The sequence below is a fragment of the Kitasatospora sp. NPDC092948 genome (genome assembly GCF_044754805.1).
Classification (GTDB): domain Bacteria; phylum Actinomycetota; class Actinomycetes; order Streptomycetales; family Streptomycetaceae; genus Kitasatospora.
Genome location: NZ_JBIVPU010000004.1, coordinates 451,147 through 472,125 on the forward strand (window position 1 = coordinate 451,147; position 20,979 = coordinate 472,125).

General features: G+C 71.4%; 17 protein-coding genes and 1 pseudogene. 7 read left to right on the forward strand and 11 right to left on the reverse strand.

The window, feature by feature from the left end:
* Positions 1-3 precede the first annotated feature (3 nt).
* A complete protein-coding gene (gene tsaD, locus ACIQF6_RS15665; protein ID WP_400894729.1) occupies positions 4-1,074 on the reverse strand; it encodes a tRNA (adenosine(37)-N6)-threonylcarbamoyltransferase complex transferase subunit TsaD in 1,071 nt (356 codons plus the stop codon).
* 229 nt (positions 1,075-1,303) lie between these two features.
* On the opposite strand from tsaD, the gene ACIQF6_RS15670 reads away from it, so the two are divergent.
* The 3 genes from ACIQF6_RS15670 (at position 1,304) to ACIQF6_RS15680 (ending at position 6,528) form a co-directional block, all read left to right on the forward strand.
* Positions 1,304-3,790: an FtsX-like permease family protein gene (locus tag ACIQF6_RS15670; RefSeq protein ID WP_400894732.1), complete on the forward strand. Its 2,487-nt coding sequence runs from the start codon at positions 1,304-1,306 to the stop codon at positions 3,788-3,790.
* A gap of 96 nt (positions 3,791-3,886) precedes the next feature.
* A complete protein-coding gene (locus ACIQF6_RS15675) occupies positions 3,887-4,879 on the forward strand; it encodes an alpha/beta fold hydrolase (protein WP_400894734.1) in 993 nt (330 codons plus the stop codon).
* A gap of 299 nt (positions 4,880-5,178) precedes the next feature.
* Positions 5,179-6,528 carry an ABC transporter substrate-binding protein gene (locus tag ACIQF6_RS15680; protein WP_400894737.1) on the forward strand — a complete coding sequence of 450 codons (1,350 nt, stop codon included), beginning with the start codon at positions 5,179-5,181 and terminating at the stop codon, positions 6,526-6,528.
* Positions 6,529-6,804: 276 nt separating this feature from the next.
* Here ACIQF6_RS15680 and ACIQF6_RS15685 read toward each other — a convergent pair whose 3' ends face one another.
* A complete protein-coding gene (locus ACIQF6_RS15685) occupies positions 6,805-7,446 on the reverse strand; it encodes a TetR/AcrR family transcriptional regulator (protein ID WP_400894739.1) in 642 nt (213 codons plus the stop codon).
* A gap of 117 nt (positions 7,447-7,563) precedes the next feature.
* On the opposite strand from ACIQF6_RS15685, the gene ACIQF6_RS15690 reads away from it, so the two are divergent.
* Together ACIQF6_RS15690 and ACIQF6_RS15695 are read left to right on the forward strand one after the other, a co-directional pair.
* Positions 7,564-8,616, forward strand: a complete 1,053-nt coding sequence (locus tag ACIQF6_RS15690; protein WP_400894742.1) for a medium chain dehydrogenase/reductase family protein — start codon at positions 7,564-7,566, stop codon at positions 8,614-8,616.
* 324 nt (positions 8,617-8,940) lie between these two features.
* Positions 8,941-9,345, forward strand: a complete 405-nt coding sequence (locus ACIQF6_RS15695) for a nuclear transport factor 2 family protein (RefSeq protein ID WP_400894744.1) — start codon at positions 8,941-8,943, stop codon at positions 9,343-9,345.
* Positions 9,346-10,075: 730 nt separating this feature from the next.
* On the opposite strand, the gene ACIQF6_RS15700 is transcribed toward ACIQF6_RS15695, so the two are convergent.
* The 3 genes from ACIQF6_RS15700 to ACIQF6_RS15710 all read right to left on the reverse strand — a co-directional run bounded on the left by ACIQF6_RS15700 (position 10,076) and on the right by ACIQF6_RS15710 (position 12,347).
* Entirely contained in the window at positions 10,076-10,795 is a 720-nt protein-coding gene (locus ACIQF6_RS15700; RefSeq protein ID WP_400894746.1) for a hypothetical protein, read from the reverse strand.
* A gap of 14 nt (positions 10,796-10,809) precedes the next feature.
* Positions 10,810-12,042, reverse strand: coding sequence for a 2-isopropylmalate synthase (locus ACIQF6_RS15705; protein ID WP_400895335.1), 1,233 nt, complete (start codon positions 12,040-12,042; stop codon positions 10,810-10,812).
* Between the two features lie 155 nt (positions 12,043-12,197).
* Positions 12,198-12,347, reverse strand: a complete 150-nt coding sequence (locus ACIQF6_RS15710) for a transposase (RefSeq protein ID WP_400894748.1) — start codon at positions 12,345-12,347, stop codon at positions 12,198-12,200.
* Positions 12,348-12,821: 474 nt separating this feature from the next.
* Between ACIQF6_RS15710 and ACIQF6_RS15715 the strand changes: the two are divergent.
* Positions 12,822-13,538 (forward strand): annotated as a pseudogene (locus ACIQF6_RS15715) (alkyl sulfatase dimerization domain-containing protein); the annotation flags it as partial.
* A gap of 450 nt (positions 13,539-13,988) precedes the next feature.
* Here ACIQF6_RS15715 and ACIQF6_RS15720 read toward each other — a convergent pair.
* The 3 genes from ACIQF6_RS15720 to glnA all read right to left on the reverse strand — a co-directional run bounded on the left by ACIQF6_RS15720 (position 13,989) and on the right by glnA (position 17,856).
* On the reverse strand, positions 13,989-15,356 hold the full coding sequence (locus tag ACIQF6_RS15720) for a (5-formylfuran-3-yl)methyl phosphate synthase (RefSeq protein ID WP_400894751.1): 1,368 nt from the start codon (positions 15,354-15,356) through the stop codon (positions 13,989-13,991).
* A gap of 65 nt (positions 15,357-15,421) precedes the next feature.
* Positions 15,422-15,955 carry a DDE-type integrase/transposase/recombinase gene (locus tag ACIQF6_RS15725; RefSeq protein WP_400894754.1) on the reverse strand — a complete coding sequence of 178 codons (534 nt, stop codon included), beginning with the start codon at positions 15,953-15,955 and terminating at the stop codon, positions 15,422-15,424.
* Positions 15,956-16,443: 488 nt separating this feature from the next.
* Positions 16,444-17,856, reverse strand: coding sequence for a type I glutamate--ammonia ligase (gene glnA / locus ACIQF6_RS15730; protein WP_400894757.1), 1,413 nt, complete (start codon positions 17,854-17,856; stop codon positions 16,444-16,446).
* A 321-nt stretch (positions 17,857-18,177) separates the two neighbouring features.
* Between glnA and ACIQF6_RS15735 the strand changes: the two genes are divergently transcribed.
* Positions 18,178-18,645 (forward strand): RDD family protein, encoded by a 468-nt coding sequence (locus ACIQF6_RS15735; RefSeq protein ID WP_400894759.1) that lies wholly within the window; start codon positions 18,178-18,180, stop codon positions 18,643-18,645.
* A gap of 141 nt (positions 18,646-18,786) precedes the next feature.
* Here the strand turns inward: ACIQF6_RS15735 and ACIQF6_RS15740 are convergent, their stop codons facing one another.
* The 3 genes from ACIQF6_RS15740 to lipA all read right to left on the reverse strand — a co-directional run bounded on the left by ACIQF6_RS15740 (position 18,787) and on the right by lipA (position 20,855).
* The gene (locus tag ACIQF6_RS15740; protein WP_400894762.1) at positions 18,787-19,473 is read right to left on the reverse strand and encodes a DUF4191 domain-containing protein; all 687 of its coding nucleotides are present in this window, start codon (positions 19,471-19,473) and stop codon (positions 18,787-18,789) included.
* 99 nt (positions 19,474-19,572) lie between these two features.
* Entirely contained in the window at positions 19,573-19,725 is a 153-nt protein-coding gene (locus ACIQF6_RS15745) for a hypothetical protein (RefSeq protein WP_400894765.1), read from the reverse strand.
* A gap of 176 nt (positions 19,726-19,901) precedes the next feature.
* Positions 19,902-20,855 (reverse strand): lipoyl synthase, encoded by a 954-nt coding sequence (gene lipA / locus ACIQF6_RS15750; protein ID WP_400894767.1) that lies wholly within the window; start codon positions 20,853-20,855, stop codon positions 19,902-19,904.
* Between the last annotated feature and the right edge of the window lie 124 nt (positions 20,856-20,979).

Below are 20,979 nucleotides of genomic sequence, written 5' to 3' on the forward strand. Positions count from 1 at the left end.
TCGTCAGGCGGCGGGCCGGGCTCGCGGGCGCGGCGTCAGTGCGGCGTACTCCAGTGGCGCGGACGGGTCGATCGACACGTCCAGCGGGGCGGGCTCGGCGCCGGCACGGGCGAGGAGGTCGCCGATCGCGGCGACCATCGCGCCGTTGTCCGTGCACAGGGGGAGCGGGGGCACCCGCAGGGCGATGCCGGCGGCGGCGCAGCGCTGTTCGGTCAGGGCCCGGATCCGGGAGTTGGCGGCGACGCCGCCGACCACCACCAGGGTGTTGATGCCGTGGTCGGTGCAGGCGCGGACGGCCTTGCGGGTCAGGGTGTCGGCGATCGCCTCCTGGAGCGAGGCCGCCGCGTCCGGCACCCGCGGCTCGACGCCGCGTGCGCGGTGGCCCTCCACCCAGCGGGCGGCGGCGGTCTTCAGGCCGGAGAACGAGAAGGCGTACGGGTCGTCGCCGGGGCCGGTGAGCGGGCGCGGCAGTCGGACGGCGGCCGGATCGCCGTCGCGGGCGGCCCGGTCGATCGCGGGGCCGCCGGGGTAGGGCAGGCCGAGAATGCGGGCGGTCTTGTCGAAGCACTCGCCGGCCGCGTCGTCCAGGGTGTCGCCGAGGTGCACGATCGGGTCCCGGGCGAGGTCGCGGACCAGCAGCAGCGAGGTGTGGCCGCCGGAGACGATCAGCACCACGCACGGATTCGGCAGCGGCCCGCCAGCCAGCCCGGCGGCGGCCACGTGCCCGGCCAGGTGGTGCACGCCGTACAGCGGCACCCCGAGCGAGAACGCGTAACTCTTCGCCGCCGCCACCCCCACCTGCAACGCCCCCGACAGTCCCGGCCCGGTGGTGACCGCCACCGCCCCCACGTCCGCCATCGTCAGCCCGGCCCGCCCCAGGGCCTCGCGCACCACCGGCGCCATCGCGTGCACATGGGCCCGGGCCGCGATCTCCGGCACCACCCCGCCGTACCGCGCGTGCTCGTCCATGCTCGACGCCACGGCCTGCCCCAGCAGCACCCCGTCCCGGACCAGCCCCGCCCCGGTCTCGTCGCACGACGACTCGATTCCCAGCACCACCGGCGACTCCGGCATCGGCCCGCACCACTCTCGCATCAGAATTGCAGTTGCATACAGTTTGCAACAAGCCGGATCGGGGGCGGCGTACCTCCACAGGAGGAGAGGGGCGGCGGCGGCCTCGCCCTGCGGGTCGACCAAGATCACTACCTCGCGCCGACGGCCCCCGCAGCTGCCCGCCATAGGCTCGTCCGCAGCTGCCTGACGCCACATCACCACTGGTCAGGGGCGTGCGAACCGAGGAACGATGACGACCTACCGATACACCGTGGCCGAGCTGCGCGGGCAACTGCGGCAGCTGGTGCTGAGCGGGGCCGCGATCGCCCTGGGCGTGGCCTTCCTGATCGCCTCCGTCGCCGGAAGCGGGGCCCTGGTGGACTCCTTCAGCCAGACCGCCGCCGCCGAGGTCGGCCCCGGAGACATCCAGGTGACCAGGCCCGCCGCGAACGGCGGCCTGGACGCCGCCGCGGCCGCCCACGTCCAGCAGGTCGCCGGCGTCGCCGCCGTGGCGCTCCGACTGACCGGCCAGGGCGCCTTGCAGGGCGCCGACGGACGGCCCCTCGACGCCGCCGCGACCGTGACGGCCGTCGCCGCCGACCCGGCCCTGCGCTGGCAACTGCTCAAGGACGGCCGCTGGCCGGACGCCCCCGGCGAGGCGCTGCTCGACACCGACACCGCGCACCGCATAGACGCCGCGCCCGGCACGGACATCCGATTCGCCCGCCCCGACGGCGCCACCACCACCGCCCGCCTGGTCGGCACCCTCGACGGCCGCGGCGCGCCCAGCCTCGCCGGACACCCGATCGTCGCCGTCCCGGCCGGGGCCGTGGAACAGTACGCCGCCCCGGTCACCGCCACCCGCCTGGACGTCCGCCTCCAACCCGGAGCCTCCCGCGCCCACACCGCCGAGGCCCTGCGCGCCGCCCTCGGCGACGGACCCGAGGTCCACACCCGGGCGGCGTCCGTGACCGAGGCGACCCGGCAGAGCAGGACCCTCTACGGCGTGGTCCTGATCGCCGCGCTGTCCTTCGTCCTGATCGCGCTCGCGGTCGCCCGGATGGTGGTCAGCAACACCTTCTCCGTCATGCTGGCGCAGCGCACCCGCCAACTCGCCCTGCTGCGCTGCGTGGGAGCCGACCGCGCCCAGGTCCGCCGACTGATCCGCCGTCAGGGACTGCTGCTCGGCATCGGCGCCTCGACCGCCGGCGTGCTCCTCGGCTTCGGACTCTGCGCCGCCGCGACCGGCCTGGCCGGGTACGCCGACCTCGGGCCGGTGCACCTGGACCTGCTGCCCTCCCCGCCCACCTGCGTGCTCGCCGGCCTGTTCGGCGTGCTGCTCACCCTGCTGGCCGTCCGCGGACCGGCGAAGCAGGCCTCCGCGGTGCCGCCCGTGGCCGCGCTCGGCGGCGCCCGCGGCACCGTCGGCGCCGCGGCCCGGCTGCGCGCCACCGTCTGGTCCGTGGTGCTGCTGCTGGCCGGCGCCGCCCTGCTCGTGCTGGGCGTGCTGACACCGCCGCCGCTGTCGCTGCTCGCCGTCACCCTCGGTGCGATCAGCAGCTTCTTCGGGGTGCTGCGACTCGCCCACCGGCTGCTGCCCGCCGTGGTCGCCGCCCTCGGCGTCCCCGCCCGCCGCCTCGCCGGCCCGGCCGGACGGCTCGCCACCCAGCAGCTGCGCCTCAACCCGGCCCGGACCGGCACCACCGGATCCGCCCTGCTGCTCGGCGTCACCGTGATGGTCGGGGCCGTCACCGCCCTCGACGTCACCTCCAACTCGCTGGTCCCGGTGGTCTCCGCCCGCCAGCCCGGCGTCTTCGCGGCCACTGTCGCCGGCGGCGGCGCACTGCCCGCCGACGCGCTCGCCGCCCTCGACCGGCAGCCCGAACTCGCCGTCGCCCAGGTCCGCTCCGCCACCGTGGACGTCGACGGACACCCGACGCTGCTGGCCGCCGTCGACCCGACCCGCCTCAACCCCCGTGCCGACGACGTCGACCGGGCCCGAACCCTGCCCGACGGGACGGCGCTCACCGGCCTCGGCGGCGGACCGGAGAGCCTTCACGTCACCGTCCCCGGGCAGCCCGGCACCGGCCTTCGCGTCGTCCCCGGACGCAGCAACCTGCCCTTCACCCTCCAGGACGGCGCGTTCCTGCTGGTCACACCCGCGACCCTGGACCGCATCGCCCCCGGCGCGCCGGCCACCACCGTCTGGATCAGCCCCGCCGAAGGCGCCGACCACCTCGCCGCCCGCCGCGCCACGGACCGCGCACTGGCCGGCGACCCGCGGATCCAGGTCACCGACACCGCCGCCCAGGCCCAGACCATCCGCTCCCTCCTCGACCGGATGACCAAGGTCAGCATGGCCCTGCTGTCGTTCTCCGTCGCCATCGCCGGGCTCGGCGTCGCCGCCACCCTGATGCTCAGCGTCAGCGAACGTGCCCGCGAGATCGGCATGCTCCGCGCCATCGGCATGTCCCGCCGCCAACTGCGCCGCATGCTCACGCTGGAGGCCCTGCTCCTCTCCCTCGCCGCAGCCCTGGCCGGCACCGCCCTCGGCCTGACCTACGGCTGGGCCGCCGCCCGCTCCGTCACCTCCACCGTCGGAACCGTCGGCGGCCCCCCGGCCCTCCTCGTCCTCGCGTCCCTCGCGCTGACCGTCCTGATCGGCCTGACGGCCTCCGTCCTCCCCGCCCGCCGGGTCGGCCGGATGACCGTGGTGGCGGCCCTGCACGCGAACTGACTCCGGGTCACCCTGCGGCGGCCGCCCGCCGTGAAGGCTGGAACACTCCGTTGTTGCTACCCGTGGAACCTTCAACTCCCAAGGGGGAGAGCAATGATGACCAAGGATCAGCACGAAACCGGGAACAGCGGCACCAAGGCCGTCGGGAGGCGCGGCGCACTGAAGGCGGCCGTGGCCGGGGCGGGCGCGATCGCTGCGATGGGCGCGACCGCCCCCGCCGCGCACGCGCAGGAGCACGGTGCGCCGACCTTCGTCCTCGTCCACGGCTCGAGCATCAACTCCTACTACTGGCAGCCCGTGCTGCGCGAGTTGGGCCTGCGCGGGCACCGGGCGATCGCGGTCGACCTGCCCGGGCACGGGCCCGGCGCGTACTTCCCCGAGTCCTACCAGTCCCCGCAGGACCTCGACCGGCTGCGCACCGAGCCGTCCCCGCTGGCCCGGGTGACGCTGGGCGATTTCGCCGCGCACGTCATCGGCGTGGTGCGGCAGGCGCGCCGCAACGGCCCGGTGGTGCTGGTCGGCAGCAGCCTCGGCGGGGCGACCCTCAACGCGGTCGCCAACCAGGTGCCCGAGTCGATCGCGCACCTGGTCTACGCCTCCGCGTTCTGCCCGACCGCGCACCCCTCGGTGCTGCGCCTGATGATGACCCCCGAGGCGGCCGACAGCGCCGTGTCCCGGATCCTCCCGGTCCCGACGCCGCCGGAGCTGGGCGTCAGCCGGATCAACTGGCGCTCCGGCGACCCCGCGTTCTTCGCCGCCGCCAAGGAATCGCTCGCCGCCGACCGCCCGGACGTCGAGGTACGGGCCCTGCTGAACATCCTGGAGCCGGACGAGTCCGCGGCCGTCGGCGCCGACGAAGGCGCCCGCGGCCTGCCCGCGACGTGGGGCCGGGTACCGCGCACCTTCGTCCGCTACACCCAGGACCGCACCATCCCGCTGCCGCTCCAGGACCTGATGATCCGCGAGGCCGACGCCGCCACCCCCCACAACCCCTTCCGCATCCGCTCGTTGACCGCCCCGCACGTCGGCCCGCGCGACCCGCGCCTACTGGCCGACGAACTGCAACTCGTCGCCCGGCTCCACCACTGAGCGCCGCGCTACGTGTGCATCGCCTTGACGCCCCAACGCCCGGGGCGTCGTCCCCGGAGTCCACCTTCTCCTGGTAACTGACAGTCAGGGACGCGGCGGTGTCGGGCAGGGGGCTGTAGGAGAGGGCCGCCGCGGTGGTGTCGCCCGATACCGCGCCAACTCACCGTGTTAATTGATTACTTAAGGTAAAGTTGATCAATTGGCTCACCCCAAAGTCGAATTTTCTACCGCTAAATCTCCCATTTCACCTGATCATTTGATCATTTGATACGAAGTCCTTGACTCTGATCATCTCTGCGATGACCATGTCCGGCATGCTCAGCTCACCACGGCCCTCCGGCCCGACGCGCCGCCGTGTCCTGGCCCTCGCTGGGGCCCTTGCGGCCTCCGCCTCCGCCTCCGCATGCTCACTGACCGACTCGGCCTCGGACCGGGACGGCTCGCCCACCGGCACCATCACCTTCTGGGGCTGGGCAAAAGGCACCCGGGAAGCGGTCGACGCGTTCAATGCCGCGAACTCCGACCTGCGGGTCGAGTTCCAGGAGATCCCGTCCGGCGTCGCGGGCGGCTACGCCAAGATCTCCGAGGCGCTGAAGGCGGGCACCGGCCCGGACCTGTTCAACGTCGAGTACCTGCAACTGCTCGACTACGTGACTCGCGGTCAGGTCAAGGAGATCACCAAGGCACTGCCTGCCGGCGCCCAGGACCGCTACCTGCCGCAGGCGATGGAGCTGACCACCTACCGCCGTGCTGTGTGGGCGCTCCCGCTGGACGTTGCGCCCCAGCTCTTCTTCTACCGCAAGGACGTGTTCGCCCGCGCGGGCGTGAGCGTGCCGAAGACCTGGGACGAGTTCCGCACCGCGGCGCAGCGGATCCGCCAGGTGGAGCCGAACGCCAGGATCGCCACCTTCTTCCCGGACGATCCGGCCACGTTCGCGGCGTTCGCCTGGCAGGGCGGAGCGCACTGGTTCACCGGCTTCGGCGACACCTGGAGCATCAATGTGGCCGATCCGCCGAGCCGCCTGGTGGCCGCCTTCTGGGAGCGGTTGATCCGCGACGACCTGGTACGGGTCATGCCCTCGTTCAGTCCCGAGTGGACGGCCTCCTTGCAGAAGGGCGAGACGCTGGGCTATCTCGGTGCGTCCTGGGGCGGTGGCGTGCTGGGTTCGAGCGTTCCGGACGGCGCCGGCAAGTGGGCCGCCGCGCCGATGCCGACCTGGGGGGACCAGCCCACCAGCGGAATGCTCGGCGGCTCGACCTTCGCGGTGGCCAAGAACAGCCGCAAAACCGCCGCCGCGGTGCGGTTCGCACTGTGGGCCACCACGACCGCCGAGGGCATCCAGGCCCGGATCGACGCCGGCACGTCCTCGATGCTCCCGGCCGCCCCGAACCTGGTCTCGGTCGCCAAGCAGGCCTTCAAGTCCCCCTTCTTCCAAGGCCAGGATCTGTACGCGCTGTCCGCGAAGGCGGCCGAGGCGGTCCAGCCGGGTTGGCAGTGGGGCCCGGCCACCATGCGCACCCACGCCTCGCTGAAGTCGTCCTTCGCGTCGATCCGGCCCGGCAACGCCTCGATCGAGTCGGCGTTGGAGGCCGCTGAGCAGTTCTCCGTCGCCGAGCTCCGGAAAGAGGGCTTCAACGTGATGGGCTGACACCCCGTCGCCGCACCCGCCATGCGGAGGGTCGGCGTCGGTGCGGCCGCCATGCGGAGGGTCGGCGTCGGTGCGGCCGCCGCCGCTGCCCACCGTGTGGCGGTGGGCCGGGACGCCGCCCGGCGGGTGCGGCCGGTCAGGACGGGCGCCGGGCGAGTACGGCTGTCCGCTCGCCGGCCGGGCGGGCAGCGGCCCGAGCAGTAGGGCGGACGGTCTCCGTCCGCATGCCGGGCCGGGCGCCGGGATGGTGCCCGCTGCGGCCTGACTGCCCTGCGGCTACGCGCCGTTCAGGTGGGCGAGCGTGGTGATGAGGCGTTCGGCGATGTCCGTCGGCCACGGGAAGGCGACGGTCACCAGCCGCTGGTGGGCGAGCCCGTGCAGGCCGAGCCACAGGGCCACGGCGTCGGCGACCGGGTCGCTGCTGGTTGCGCAGCCCGCGCGGACGCAGTCGCCGAGCGTGTCGGCGAGCAGTGTCAGGCTCTCCCTGCCCAGCGCTGAAACATCGCCTTCGGTCACCGAGCTGCTGCCCAGGTTGGGCATCCATGCCCCGCCGAACATCGTGCGGTAACGGCCGGGGTGCTGGTCCGCGAAGTCCAGGTAGGCGTGGCAGAAGGCGAACAACCGTTCTCCGGCGTCACTGCCTGCGGCCTCCTGGGCACTGCGCAACTCGGCCTCGAACATGGCGAAAGCCTGTTGCACCACGGCCAGCATGATGCTCGGCTGGTCGGGAAAGTGGCGGTAGATCGAGGGAGCGGCCACTCCTGCCCGGCGGGCGATGGCTCGCAGGGTGACGCTGCTTTCGTCGCCGCTCTCGTCGAGCAGTTCGGCTGCCGCGGCCATGATGTCGTCGCGCAGACGGCCGCCCTCCCCGCGGGGGTTACGGGTGCGGGCGGGCCTCGGTGAGGCGGGTGCGGGCATGTCTGCTCCCTGGTTGTCGTCCTACGTCCAAAAACTTACAGCCGTTCACCTTGCGCGCCCAAAGGTTACGCACGTAAGTTTACGTATGTCAGGGAAGCTCCGGACCGGGAGTCGATCGTGCTTGTCAGCCCCTTCACCACCACTGCCACCGAGATCGCCCTGCCGGGGAAGGTCGAGCCGAGCGGCCTCGAAGTCCGGGTTCGGGAACTTCCCGCCCCGGCCGGGGGAGAGGTTGTCCTGCGGATGGACGCGACGGGCGTGTCCTTCGCCGAGCAGCAGATGCGCCGCGGCAAGTACTACGACCAGCCGCCCTTCCCGTTCGTCCCTGGATACGACGTGGTCGGCACGGTGACCGCCGTCGGCCCGCAGGCCGACGCCGCCCTTGTCGGACGGCGTTTCGCCGCGGTCACCAAGCTCGGAGGCTGGGCCAGCCATCTGCTGGTCGACGCCGCGGACCTCGTTCCCGTGCCGGACGGGGTGGACGCCGCCTCCGCCGAGACCGTGCTGGTCAACGGGATCACTGCCTGGCAGATGCTGCACCGGACCGCCAAGGTGCGCGGCGGGGCGACGATCGTGGTCCTGGGCGCCAACGGCGGCGTCGGTTCCACCCTCGTCCAACTCGCCCGCCACGCGGGCATCACAGTGATCGGGACGGCGTCGCCCCGTCACCACCAGCACGTGCGCGACCTGGGTGCCGTCCCGGTCGACTACCGCGACCCGGGCATGTACCAGCGCATCCGAGACATCGCGCCCGACGGCGTCGACGCGGTGTTCGACCACGTCGGCGGGCCCGGCCTGAAAGAGTCGTGGGGGCTGGTGCGCCGGGGCGGGACCTTGGTGTCCTACGGCACGGCGGCCACGAAGAACGAGGAGGGCAACTCCCGACTGCCCGTGTTGCAGTCGATCGCCCAGCTGGCCTTGTGGAACTACCTGCCCAACGGAAAGAACGCGTACTTCTACAACTTCTGGGCCGGCAAGCGACACCTCGAAGCCTTCCGAGGTCGGCTGCGCGAGGACCTCACCCAGGTACTGGGGCTGCTGGCCGCCGGGGCGCTCACCCCGCAGATCGCCGCCCGGTTCCCGCTGTCCGAGGCCGGCGCGGCGCTGGCGCTCGCCGAATCCCGCACGGTTGCCGGCAAGGTCGTCATCGTCTCCGACCCGAACCGGTGACCGCCGAGCCCGGCCCGGATCATGTGCCCTCTCACCACGTCCAGCCCTGACGCCTGACGCGCACCCTCGATCACTCCACGAGGCACGAGGCAGCCACGCATGCGCGCGATCGTCCCGGCTACCCGCCCCCTGTGACGGTTCGCGTGGCCTCCCGATGCCCAAGGCTCCGACATCGCTGAGGCACGTCCCCGAGTTTCCACGTGCCCAGGCCGCACAGGCGCCGGATACCTGGAACCCGGAACCGACACCGGCAATGCCGTCCCAACCCTCTGAACCCTGAACCCTGAATCCCTGTCACCGGAACACCTGCTGAAAGGCGCTGCCATGAACCCCGACCAGATCGTCGCCGCCTGGGCTGCCGCGTGGAGCGGCACCGACCCGGCCGCTCTGGGTGCCCTGTTCACCCCGAACGCCACCTACACCGACCAGGGGATCGGCGTCACCGTGGCCGGCCGCGAGCAGATCTCCGGCTGGAAGGCCCGCACGGACGCCGGGATCGCGGACGTGCGGATCACCGTGAACCACGCCTGGCGCAGCGGCGACCACCTCACCATCGAGGGCGTCTACGCCGGCCACATCAAGGGCGCACCCAAGCCCTTCGCGGTGCCGGTGGTGACCCTTCTCGACACCGACGGCCGACAGATCACCTCCGACCAGGACTTCTACAGCCTGAACGCGGTCTTCGCCCAGTCCGGCCTGCCCGCCGACTGGACCCCTGCCGGGTCCTGACCACGGCGCCGGCCCCCGGGCCGATCCGTAACAACCCGAACCGCACCGATGCCCCGAGCCGCCAACTCGCGGCATCGGAACCGCTGTTGGCCGCTCACGAGCCCGAAGACGCCGCCGCCACCGTCCCCGCACCAGAGGGCCCCGCGAGAACGGTCAGGAGCCGGAGCGGTGGGCCGACCGAACACGACACGCCTGAGCCACTTGGCGGAGGCGGGACGGGACGTTCGCGCGCGTCGTCATGCTCCGCTGGGTTAACGGTCTGCGAGCCCGTTCTCCGTCTCACTCCCGCGTCGCATCACGAGCCGCCGGACGGCCGATGCCGGATTCGCAGACCGCGTTTCCGCAGGCCAGAGAGGAGTCTGACCTGCGGAAACAGTAAGAGATCAACCTGCGTTCCCGCAGGCCGGAGGGGCTCCTGCAGGTCGTAGTACAGCTCAAACATGCCTCTGACCTGCGGAAACGCGACCCCCAGGGAAGATCATTTCACAACCGGTGCACACCCGGTGGCCCTGACGATGAGATGCGGCGAGAAGTGTCGAGCGGAGACCACGGGATCAAGTCGGCTGCCCCACCGCCTGGGCTGTGCGGTGCTACTGGACGTGAACGTCCGCGGAGACGATTGGAGGCATGGCCTCGGATGGGGGTCAGCCAGTCTTGCTGCCTCGCCGTGTGGGAGGAGGCCTCGCGCTGGTTACTGCGGCAAGGAAGGTCGGCAGGTGCAATGCAGTCGCTATGGGTGCAGCTGGAGAGGACTTGGGCGGGTTGATTGATCCCTGGGTCGAGGAGCAGCTTGCGTTGTCGCCTCACGGAGGTGGTTCAGGTAGCGGTTCGGGTCGCTGCCGTGGGCCTGGTCCTGGGCTCCGTGGCGGATGTGGGCCAGGTCTCCGTCGGGGGTGATGCGCAGCATGGTGGTGGCGGCGTGGGGGGCGTCGGTGTGGCGCAGGGTGTCGGCGTCGGTGACGGGGGTGTCGAGTCCGAACATGGCGGTTGCCTGGGGGGCGGTGGCGGCCGGGGGGTGTCCGGTGCGGTTGGCGCTGCTGACGTACAGGCGTGGGAAGCGGTCGAGCAGCGGGGTGAGGGGTTGCCAGCGGGCGCCGTAGAGGAGGAGGTGTCCGTCGCGCAGGGCGGGGGTGGTCCAGGCCGGTGGCGGTGTGTGGGTGCGTACGGGGACGAGGAGGGTGACCAGGTGGTCGCGCAGCAGGGTGGTTGCGGTGCGCCGGGCGGTCGGTGCCAGGTCCAGGTGGGTGGTGAGGTCGGTCCAGGTGGTGTCGTCGTGGACCCACAGGGCGACTTCCTGGCCGGCGGGGCGGCCTTTGGCGTTGTTGACGGCATGGGGGGTGGTGGCGGTGACGACGTAGGTGAGGGGGCTGGGGTTGGGCAGGACGGCGGCCCGTCCGGCGGTCAGGGCGTGTGCGGCGGCGGTGGTGTCGAGCGGGGCGGTGGCCGGCATGGGGGCGGGTCCGTTCATGATCCGGGTGCGGTGGCGGTCAGGCCGTCGAGGTAGGCGGCGAAGTCGGCGTCGGCGATGACGGCTTGGTTCAGGCGGTATGCGCGTTCCTTGACCCAGGCCAGGGCGGTGCTGGTCTGGGCCGCGTCGAGTCGGTGGCCGAGTCGCTCGGCGACCGCGTTCAGCACGCGCCGGCTGGCGAGGTGGGTGAGGACCACGGTCGGTGCCAGCCCGAGGTGCTGTTGGGGGTCGTAGGGCTGGAAGGTCTGCGGGTGGGTGAAGGGGGTTCCGGTGGAGATGGTGGCGACGCCGGTGCCCACGATGGGGGTGGTGACGGTGAGCGGCACCCCGGTCTCGGCGGACACCATCCGTGCGATCGTCGGAAGGCGGGTCAGGTCCGGTTGCGTCCACCACGGTTCGCAGTCGGCGCCGAGGACCTGTTCGGCCTTGGCGCGGTCGTGGGCGAGCAGGAAGAGCAGCTGCTCGGTGGCGGCCATGCCGCTGCGTTCGGCCATGCCCAGCCACGAGCACGCCGTCACCCGTACTCCGCTCTCCAGGGCGGCCAGGGTGTTGGCCAGGCCCAGGCCGAGGTCGTTGTGCAGGTGCGAGACCAGGACCGCCTCGGGCCCCGCGCCGGCCGCGACCCGCTGGAACAGGGTCCGGGTCTGGCCGGGCAGCAGGTCGCCGACCGTGTCGGCCAGCACGATCGTCCCCGCCCCCTGGGCCGTCATCGCCCCGGCGTACTCGGCGACCAGGCCGTGGTCCGCGCGGGGCACGTCGGCCAGGCACACGTCCACCGCGATCCCGTCCGCCAGACCCACCGCTTCCTTCACCACGTCCAGACCCTGGCGCAGGGCCTCTCGGGCGCTGCTGTGCGCCAGGGCGCGGGCAGTCGCCTCGGAGGCGGCCACGATCACCATGACCCGCGCGTGCGCCGCACCCCGCACCGCGCTCAGCGCCAGCCGCACGTCCGCCACCGTGCCCCGGCAGATAGCGGACGGGCTCACCGAGCCCTGCGCCTCCAGCGCAACCTGCCGCGTCGCCGCGAACTCCTGCCCGCACACGGAGGGGAAGCCGGCTGCGAACACCACGTGCCGGGGCCCGTCCGCACCGAACACCGCCCCCTGTTCGCGGGCCAGCCGGACCCGGAAGCCGGCACTCATCAAGGTCTTGGCCTGCGCACCGTCCCTCGCGGACTCCTCGAACAGCACGACCCGGCCTGCTCCGGCCGACTCCCGCACCACGTCCACCGATGACAATGCCCCACCCCTGTCCGGCACTTACGCGCATCGACCTGTCGAGATCTACTCACGCGGATCGTAGAGCAGCCCTGGGCGACGAGGCCTGTGTTCGGCCCACGGGGGCCGGTGTCACGGCTCCCGTGCCGCTTCGCCGGGTGGGTGGCTCAGGTCGTGGACCCGTCAGAGGCGGTGCTTGCGCCGAAGCCGGTGTCGCCAAGGTCCTGGCCCAGCGCGTGCATCCACGACAACCGGTCCCGCGCGGCATTCGCGGCCCGGCGGTCCGTCAGGCCCTTGGCCAGCTGGAACACCGTCACCAGCGCGCGCCTGCCCGGCGACCGGCCCGTCGGCCCCGTCTTCCCGGACACCCTGGCGTACTCCTCGGCCTGAGCGTCCCAGCCGGTCGCGCACTGCCACCGGCAACGGGACTTTCCGGCCGTAGCTCTTCGCCCGTACCGCCCGCGCGCCTCCAGGCGCCGAAATCCGGCCACGACTGCGGCTCCCTCGATACGGCCACTCGCACCCCGCGCGAGGGGCGGAGGACGACCGGCCGCATCGGCAAGCCCGGCACCAGGGGCATCACGACGACCAGCCATCAACTCGCTTGAGCAGCGGGATCACGGATTGTCCGGAATGGATCTTCAGGTGCGCGTACCCAGGCCGTACCGTGTACATCCGGATCGTTACGGACCGTGTTCGCCGGTGCTGCGGTGGAACCGGTTCGTCCGTCATGCCCTGACGCCTCCAAGGCCGTCTACCAGCGCTACCTCGGCTGGTAGGACGGCAACGCCGCGCACCTGCACACCCTGCCCCCGGAGGAGGTCGGTGCCCGGTACGTCGAGGCCTTCGGCGGTGCGGACAAGGTCGTGGACATCGCCCGGACGACCTTCGAGAACGCCAAGACCGCGCAGGACTACCGGTTCGCCGTCGAGCTCCTCACCCACGTGGTCTTCGCCGACCCGACGAACGCCGACTCACGCGGCCTCCAGGCCGACGTCCTCGAACAGCTCGGCTACCAGGCCGAGAGCGGCCCCTGGCGCAACTTCTACCTCGCCGCCGCCCAGGAACTGCGGGTCCGCCCGGTGGACAGCCCCGTCCCCCTGCCCTCACCGAAGATCATCACCTCGCCGGTGCTCGCCGCGATGCCGCTGGAGATGCTCTTCGACTACCTCGGCATCCGTCTCAACGGGCCGAACGCCGCCGAACAGCCCCTGACCATCGGCCTCACCATCACCGGAGGCATCCCGGACGACCCCACCACCTATACCCTGTGCGTGCGCAAGGGCGTCCTCGTCCAGTACCCGGGCACCCTCGAACCCGCCACCACCGACGCCGTCTACGGCATCACCCGTGACGGCCTCAACCGGCTCGCCATCGCCGACGCCACCCCCGACCAGCTCCTCGCCGACGGCTCCCTCACTGTCACCAGCGGCACCATCGACCCGATCAACACGTTCAACGCCCTCCTCGACACCTTCGAGTACTGGTTCGGCCTCACCATCCCCTGACACCCCGTCCGCGGGTCCTGTCCACTTCCCGCACAGGGGAGGGACAGGACCCGCGCGCGTGCCCCCGCACCGCCCCCGGCCACGGTGCAGGGACGCCGGAAGGCGCTGCGCTGATCACCTCGGAGACAGGCAGATCGACCTGGGTGTCCCGGTGGTCCCTCCCCTCGGCGCGCTGCCCGGCTCTGTGCGGTACGCATCCTGCCGGTGGTCAGCGCTTCTGACGATCGATCACTTGGCGCCACGTGATGGCACGCAAGTGCCTGCCCTGGGTTACGGCCTGAGCCTGTCCCCGGGTGCGGCCCGCCGGCTGACGCCGCGTGTCCGGTCCTCCACCGCCGCTGCGGTTCAGCGGCCAGGCGGAGAGCGGATTCAGAGAAGCAACCGGGCTGCGGGGCCTGGACGAGCCCCGGCTCGCCCGGACCGTTCGGGGAGCCTGAGTGAGGGCCGGTGTCAGCTCGTGCCCGGGGCCGGCCGGTCCAGGGCGGACAGGGTTCCGTGGCGGTCCGCGACGTGGACGCGGAGGTCCCGGTGGCGGGTGAGCAGTTCGTCCAGGTCGGTGCGGAACTTCGGTGAGCGGGTCATGTGCTTGGGCACGACGAGGTATCCGCCCTGTTCGGGCGGGATGATCCCGGCGACCAGGGCGCGGCGGACGACGCGGTCGTGGCGGGTGGCGGCCCCGGTGCCGTGGAGGGGGTCGTGGGCGAGGGCGACGACGCCGCCACGGGCGGAGAGCTGATCGAGGTCGGGGACCAAGCGCCATATCTGCTGGGCCTGGTGACTCTGGACGGAGCCGGCGAGGTTGGCCTCCAGACCTCGGGCGTGACACAGGTCGACGAAGAAACGGATCTCCTCCAGGGACAGGATGCCGGTGCGGGGCAGGCCGTGGGCGTCGGTGTCGTGGGCGTCCAGGTCGACCAGTTCGTCGCTGCCCGCGGTGGAGATCAGGCCGATGCGGGCGACCTTCAGCAGGATGCTGGTGTCGATCATGATGGCGTCCGCCCCGGCGGCGGCGCTGGCCTCGACCATGGCGCGGATCGCCTCGGTATCGGTGCGGCGGCGACCAGTCAGGCCGTAATCGGCGTGCGGAAACGGCTCGTTGACGGTGATGTGGGTGCCGCGCGCTGCGGCCGGCAGGGCGCCGCAGGCCTTCAGCTCGGCCTCGTCGGGGCGGTGGTCGGAGAAGAGCGGGCGTCCGTCGTCGCCGAGCAGGGCATCCGCCTGCTCCGCCAGGTCGAAGGCACCCGGTGCGTCGGGCGCGGACGGGTCGTACTCGCGCAGGCCCACCAGGGCACGCCGCACCTGGGGCAGGGTCTTACGGGCATCCCACAGGTCCAGGTCCTGGGCGAACAGCACGGACATGACGCGGATCCGCCCGAGCCCGTCGGCGCGCCGCAGCGTCGCGGTGATCTCCCCCAGGACGTCGGCGAGTTGGCCGACGCCCATACCGTCGAGGCCGACCTTCACGATCGGGCACGGGTGGACGGCGGTGCCCATCGACACCGCGACGCCGAGCGCCGCCTGGGCGGCCTTGCCGACCATCTCGTACGGGGACTTGCCGATCGCCAGTCCGTTCGCGGCGCGCCGGTACAGCAACTGGCCCTCGCCGATGTTGGTGCTCAACTGCACGGGAAGGTCCCGGCGGGTGGCGAGCACGGCATCGGCGATGTCCATGATGCGCCGCGGCTTGATCGTGCCCAGCGCACTGCGCGGGTCCTCACTGTCGACGATCCGCGCCCCGCCGAGCACCGCCTCACGGGCCTCCTGCGGCCCGAACACACTGACCAACAGCCGCCGGTCCCCATCGATCCCGCTGCGCACGCGACTTCCTCCCCCTCTGATCACGATCTCGACGACGGGAGCAGACGGTAGTTGCCGGGCCGTGCTCACGTCACCACTTTCGTGGGTGCAGCCCTTTCGAACGCTGGACGTGGTGAACTGAAGGGTTTTGGTCGCTGGCCGACCTGATTGCGGCGGGACTTGGAGGCACTTCTCACTGCGGAGTCGGCGGTGGTTGTACCCAGTCCACCCACTCGGTGGTGGCGAGTTCGACTTCGGCGAGCGTTCGCCGGGGCTTCTGGGCGCGTTGTCCAGCACGTCGCCGACCGATCCGATGGATGAGGCGATGCCAGCCCGGTCCAGGTGCTTGGCGAGCGCGAAGGACGTGTATGGCGACCCGGCGTTCGAATTGTGCGGTGCGTCAACTCGCCCGGTCGGGGCCGGGTTCCGACGCGGTCGCGCTGCCACGGTGCCATTTCCAGTACGGCCAGCACGAGCTCGGCGCGCTCTGTGGTGGCCGCAGACCATCCGACGATGCGGCGGGAGAAGGCGTCCACGACGAACGTGACGTAGACGGTGCCGACCCAGGCCGGGACGTGGGCGGAGTCTGCGACCCGGGCCCGGTTCGGCGCCGGGGCCACGAAGTCGTGCTCGACCAGGTTGGACGCCCGCGCGGCGGCTGGAACCGGCGTCGTGATGGTGACCTTCCTGCCCGCACCGCGCCGGTGATGCCCAGCGCGCGCATCAGCCGTTCCCCATGATCGGCCACCTGCTGGACCGGCGCGGCCCGAGGGCGGTTATGACGGTCGGCTCCGCTCTTGGCGAGCACGGGTGACGCTTTGCCCGCGGGAGTGGCAGTGCCGGCAAGAGATCGAACCTGTTGAGTCGGTAGCCCATGAGCGATGACCGCTGAAAGTAGCGAGATGGCGTACTGCCCAGTGCCGGCAAGGGCAACGGGGTGATCATCGCGAGTTCGATCTACGCCCGCCCATTTCACACTCATTTCACATCGCGAGTCTCAGGGGTATTGCAGTCGACCCCTATCCGGACGTTTCCGCAGGTCAGAGCCTTGCCTGACCTGCGGAAACAATGAGAGATCAACCTGCGTTCCCGCAGGTCGGAGGGGGTCCTACAGGTCGTAGTAGAGCTCGAACTCGTGCGGGTGCGGGCGGAGGGCGATCGGGGCGATTTCCTGGGTGCGCTTGTAGTCGATCCAGGTGTCGATCAGGTCGGTGGTGAAGACTCCGCCGGCCAGCAGGTATTCGTGGTCGGCTTCCAGGGCGTCGAGGACGGCGGGGAGGGAGGCGGGGACCTGGGGGACGGCGGCGTGCTCGTCGGGGGCGAGTTCGTAGAGGTCCTTGTCGACGGGCTCGGCGGGTTCGATCTTGTTCTTGATGCCGTCGAGGCCGGCCATCAGCATGGCGGAGAAGGCCAGGTAGGGGTTGGACGCCGGGTCGGGGGCGCGGAACTCGATGCGCTTGGCCTTGGCGTTCGAGCCGGTGATCGGGATCCGGATCGCCGCGGAGCGGTTGCGCTGGGAGTAGACCAGGTTGACCGGGGCCTCGAAGCCGGGGACCAGGCGGTGGTAGGAGTTCACCGACGGGTTGGTGAAGGCGAGCAGGGACGGGGCGTGCCTGAGGATGCCGCCGATGTAGTAGCGGGCGGTGTCGGAGAGGCCCGCGTAGCCCTGCTCGTCGTAGAAGAGCGGGTTGCCGCCCGTCCACAGGGACTGGTGGACGTGCATGCCGGAGCCGTTGTCGCCGAAGATCGGCTTGGGCATGAAGGTGGCGGTCTTGCCGGCCCGCCAGGCGACGTTCTTGATGATGTATTTGAACAGCATCAGGTCGTCCGCGGCGTGCAGCAGGGTGTTGAACCGGTAGTTGATCTCGGCCTGCCCGGCGGTGCCGACCTCGTGGTGCTGGCGTTCCACGATCAGTCCGGCGCGGCCGAGTTCGAGGGACATCTCGGCGCGCAGGTCGGCGAAGTGGTCGACCGGCGGGACGGGGAAGTACCCGCCCTTGTACTTGACCTTGTAGCCGCGCACGTCGCCCTCGGCGGAGCCGGTGTTCCAGGCGCCGGCCACCGAGTCGATGTGGTAGTAGGACGCGTTGGCGCTGGTCTCGAAGCGGACCGAGTCGAAGACGTAGAACTCGGCCTCGGGCCCGAAGTACGCGGTGTCGGCGATGCCGGAGGAGGCCAGGTAGGCCTCGGCCTTGCGGGCCACGTTGCGCGGGTCGCGGCTGTAGGCCTCGCCGGTGATCGGGTCCTGGATGAAGAAGTTGATGTTGAGGTGCTTCTCGGTGCGGAACGGGTCCAGCCGGGCGGTGGCGAGGTCGGGGACGAGGGCCATGTCGGACTCGTGGATGGCCTGGAAACCGCGGATCGAGGAGCCGTCGAACATCAGCGTCTCGGTCGGGTCGAAGGTGTCGGCCGGAACCGCGAGGTGCTGCAACACGCCCGGCAGGTCGCAGAACCGGACGTCGACGAACTTGATGTCGTTGTCCGCGATGTACCGCTTCACCTCGTCGGCGTTGGTGAACATCCGTACTCCTCCTCGGCGTGCGCTCTGAGCCTCCGTCAGGCGTGACGGGAGCCCCGTGCAGGGGGCTCACGATAGGAATCGGCCGTTTCCTGGTCGTGACTCGGCTGTTACCCACATGTTAACCAGGCCATTCCGGCGGGTGGCAAAGCGGTGCAGTGTCGGGCAAATCGACGGCGCTCCAGTGGCCGTGTACCCCGCGTGGTTCAGACCATTCGCGGCAGTCGGGGGAACCCGGTTCACCCTCGACGGGATTCCGCTCCGGCGCGCCCCGCCCGCGGGCCCGCCACCGGATCCGCGGGTAAGCCCGGTTAGGGTGGGTCCGTGGACACCAGAGAAGCACTCGGATCGTGGATAGACGGCCCGAAGGCGGCCGCCGAGAAGATGGGCGCCGACTTCGGCTACCGCGGCGAGCGCCTCGGCCTGCCGCGCTCCGGCCCCGGCTCGATCGCCGGCCCCGGCCGTCGGATCGGCGCCCTGTTCGTCGACGGCTGGCTGGTCAGCCTGGTCGCCTACGGCCTGCTGGCCCAGGGCGACCGGAGCGCGGCCAACCTGTGGACCACCCCGCTGTTCTACGCCGTCAGCGTGCTGCTCCTGGCCACCACCGGAACCACCGTCGGCAAGCGCCTGTTCGGCCTGCGGGTGGTCCGGATGGACGGCCGCCGCGCCACCATCCCGCAGGTGCTGCTGCGGACCTTCCTGCTCTGCCTGGTCATCCCGGCCGCCGTCTGGGACCGCGACACCCGGGGCCTGCACGACAAGGCCGTCGGCACCGTCGAGGTCCGGATCTGACCGGAGCGGTGACCCGCCGCGGCACAGAAGAACGTCGAAGGCACAGAAGAACGTCGAAGGCGCAGAAGAACGTCGAACGGCCCCGCTCGCGGAGAGGAATCTCGCGAGCGGGGCCGTGGTGTCCTACGGGGGAGTGGGCGTCTAGCGCGCGCCGCCCTTGGGCATCCGGGCGCCCTTCGGCATCGGGCCCTTGGGGATCGGCGCCTTGGACAGCAGGTCGCCGAGCGCCCGCAGCCGATCGTTGGTCTCGGTGACCTGGGCGGCGGAGATCGCCCGCGGCAGCCGCATCAGGTGGATCTGCAGCTTCTTGAGCGGAATCTCGCCCTCGCCGTTGCCGACCATGATGTCGTGCACCGGGATGTCGCCGACGACCCGGGACATCTTCTTCTTCTCGGACGCCAGCAGCGGACGCACCCGGTTCGGGTTGCCCTCGCCGATCAGCGCGATGCCGGCCCGGCCGACCGCACGGTAGACCGCGTCCTGGTTACGGGTGACCGCCACCGGGGTCTGGTTGGCGCTCCAACCACGACGGATGTTGCCCAGCACCGCGGCGACCGCGCCCGGCTGGCCCTCCATCTGCCCGAACGCGGCCCGCTCGGCCCGGCGGCCGAACACGATCGCGACCGCCAGCACTGCCACCACGAAACCGAGAATGCCCAGGTAGACCGGGTGGTCCAGGGCGAAGCCGATGGCGAGGAACACGCCGAAGGTCAGCAGGCCGACGCCGGCGATGATCAGGCCGATCTTGGAGTCGACCTGCTTGGTCATGACATATGCCTGGCGGATCTGTGCGAGCCGCCCAGGAGTATCGGATTTTTGCCTCGCCATACTGCTCATGGTACGGGGCGGGGGTGGCGATCATCCAAGGCGGTGCCGGTTCCGTGACCCTGGACTTTCCCCGATCCCGTCCCGGACGCCACCGGGAGTTCAGGCGCTGCGCCCCGGCGCCCGTACGGGCTGTTCCCGTTCGCCCGCCAGCCGGCGGTTCTCGCACACCGCCGCCCACGCGTTGCGGCGCGCCCCGCGGATCAGCAACAGCTGTTCGGCCCGCCGCAGGGCGGTCCTGAGTCCGGTACGCATCACGACACCAACTCCTCGACCCGGGTACCGCTCGAGCGTCCCGGACGCCCGTTACCGTACGGTGACCCGTTCCTCAATGCCATGTGAAACGTCGGCGGTTAGCCCGGACAGCTCCCCGGACGCGCGGGAGGGCGGGCCCGACCGGACCCGCCCTCCCGCGCAGCGTCACAGGCCGCTCAGACCGTCGCCTGCTCGCGGCGCTCCAGCGCCTGCCGGTACAGCCGGCCGGCCCGGTACGAGGAACGCACCAGCGGGCCGGACATCACACCGGCGAAGCCCAGCTCCTCGGCCTCCTCCTGGAGCTCGACGAACTCCTGCGGCTTCACCCAGCGCTCGACCGGGTGGTGGCGCAGCGAGGGCCGCAGGTACTGGGTGATGGTGATCAGCTCGCAGCCGGCGTCGACCAGGTCGGACAGCGCCTCGCTGACCTCCTCGCGGGTCTCGCCCATGCCCAGGATCAGGTTCGACTTGGTGACCAGCCCGGCCGCCCGGGCCTGGGTGATGACGTCCAGCGAACGCTCGTAGCGGAACGCCGGACGGATCCGCTTGAAGATCCGCGGCACCGTCTCGACGTTGTGCGCGAGCACCTCGGGACGGGACGAGAACACCTCGGCGAGCTGCTCCGGGACGGCGTTGAAGTCCGGGATCAGCAGCTCGACGCCCGTCCGGCCGGCCTCGCGGGCCGCGGTCATCGCGTGCACCTGGCGGACCGTCTCGGCGTACAGCCACGCGCCGCCGTCCTCCAGGTCGTCGCGGGCGACGCCGGTGATGGTGGCGTAGTTCAGGTCCATCGTGACGATGGACTCGGCGACCCGGCGCGGCTCGTCCCGGTCGAACTCGGCGGGCTTGCCGGTGTCGATCTGGCAGAAGTCGCAGCGGCGGGTGCACTGGTCGCCGCCGATCAGGAAGGTCGCCTCGCGGTCTTCCCAGCACTCGAAGATGTTGGGGCAGCCCGCCTCCTGGCAGACCGTGTGCAGCCCCTCCTTCTTCACCAGGGAGTGCAGGGCGTTGTACTCCGGCCCCATCTTCGCCCTGGTCTTGATCCACTCGGGCTTCCGCTCGATGGGGGTCTCGCTGTTGCGGACCTCCAGGCGGAGAAGCTTCCTGCCGTCGGGTGCGACAGCGGACACGTGCGACTCCTAGAACTAGACGGGGTACCCCAAAGAGTACGCCGTTGCTTCGATGGCCCGCTCCGGGCCCCGGGCCTTCATTCGGAAGGCAACACCGGCTGCGGCGAACCGATTCCGGGCCCCG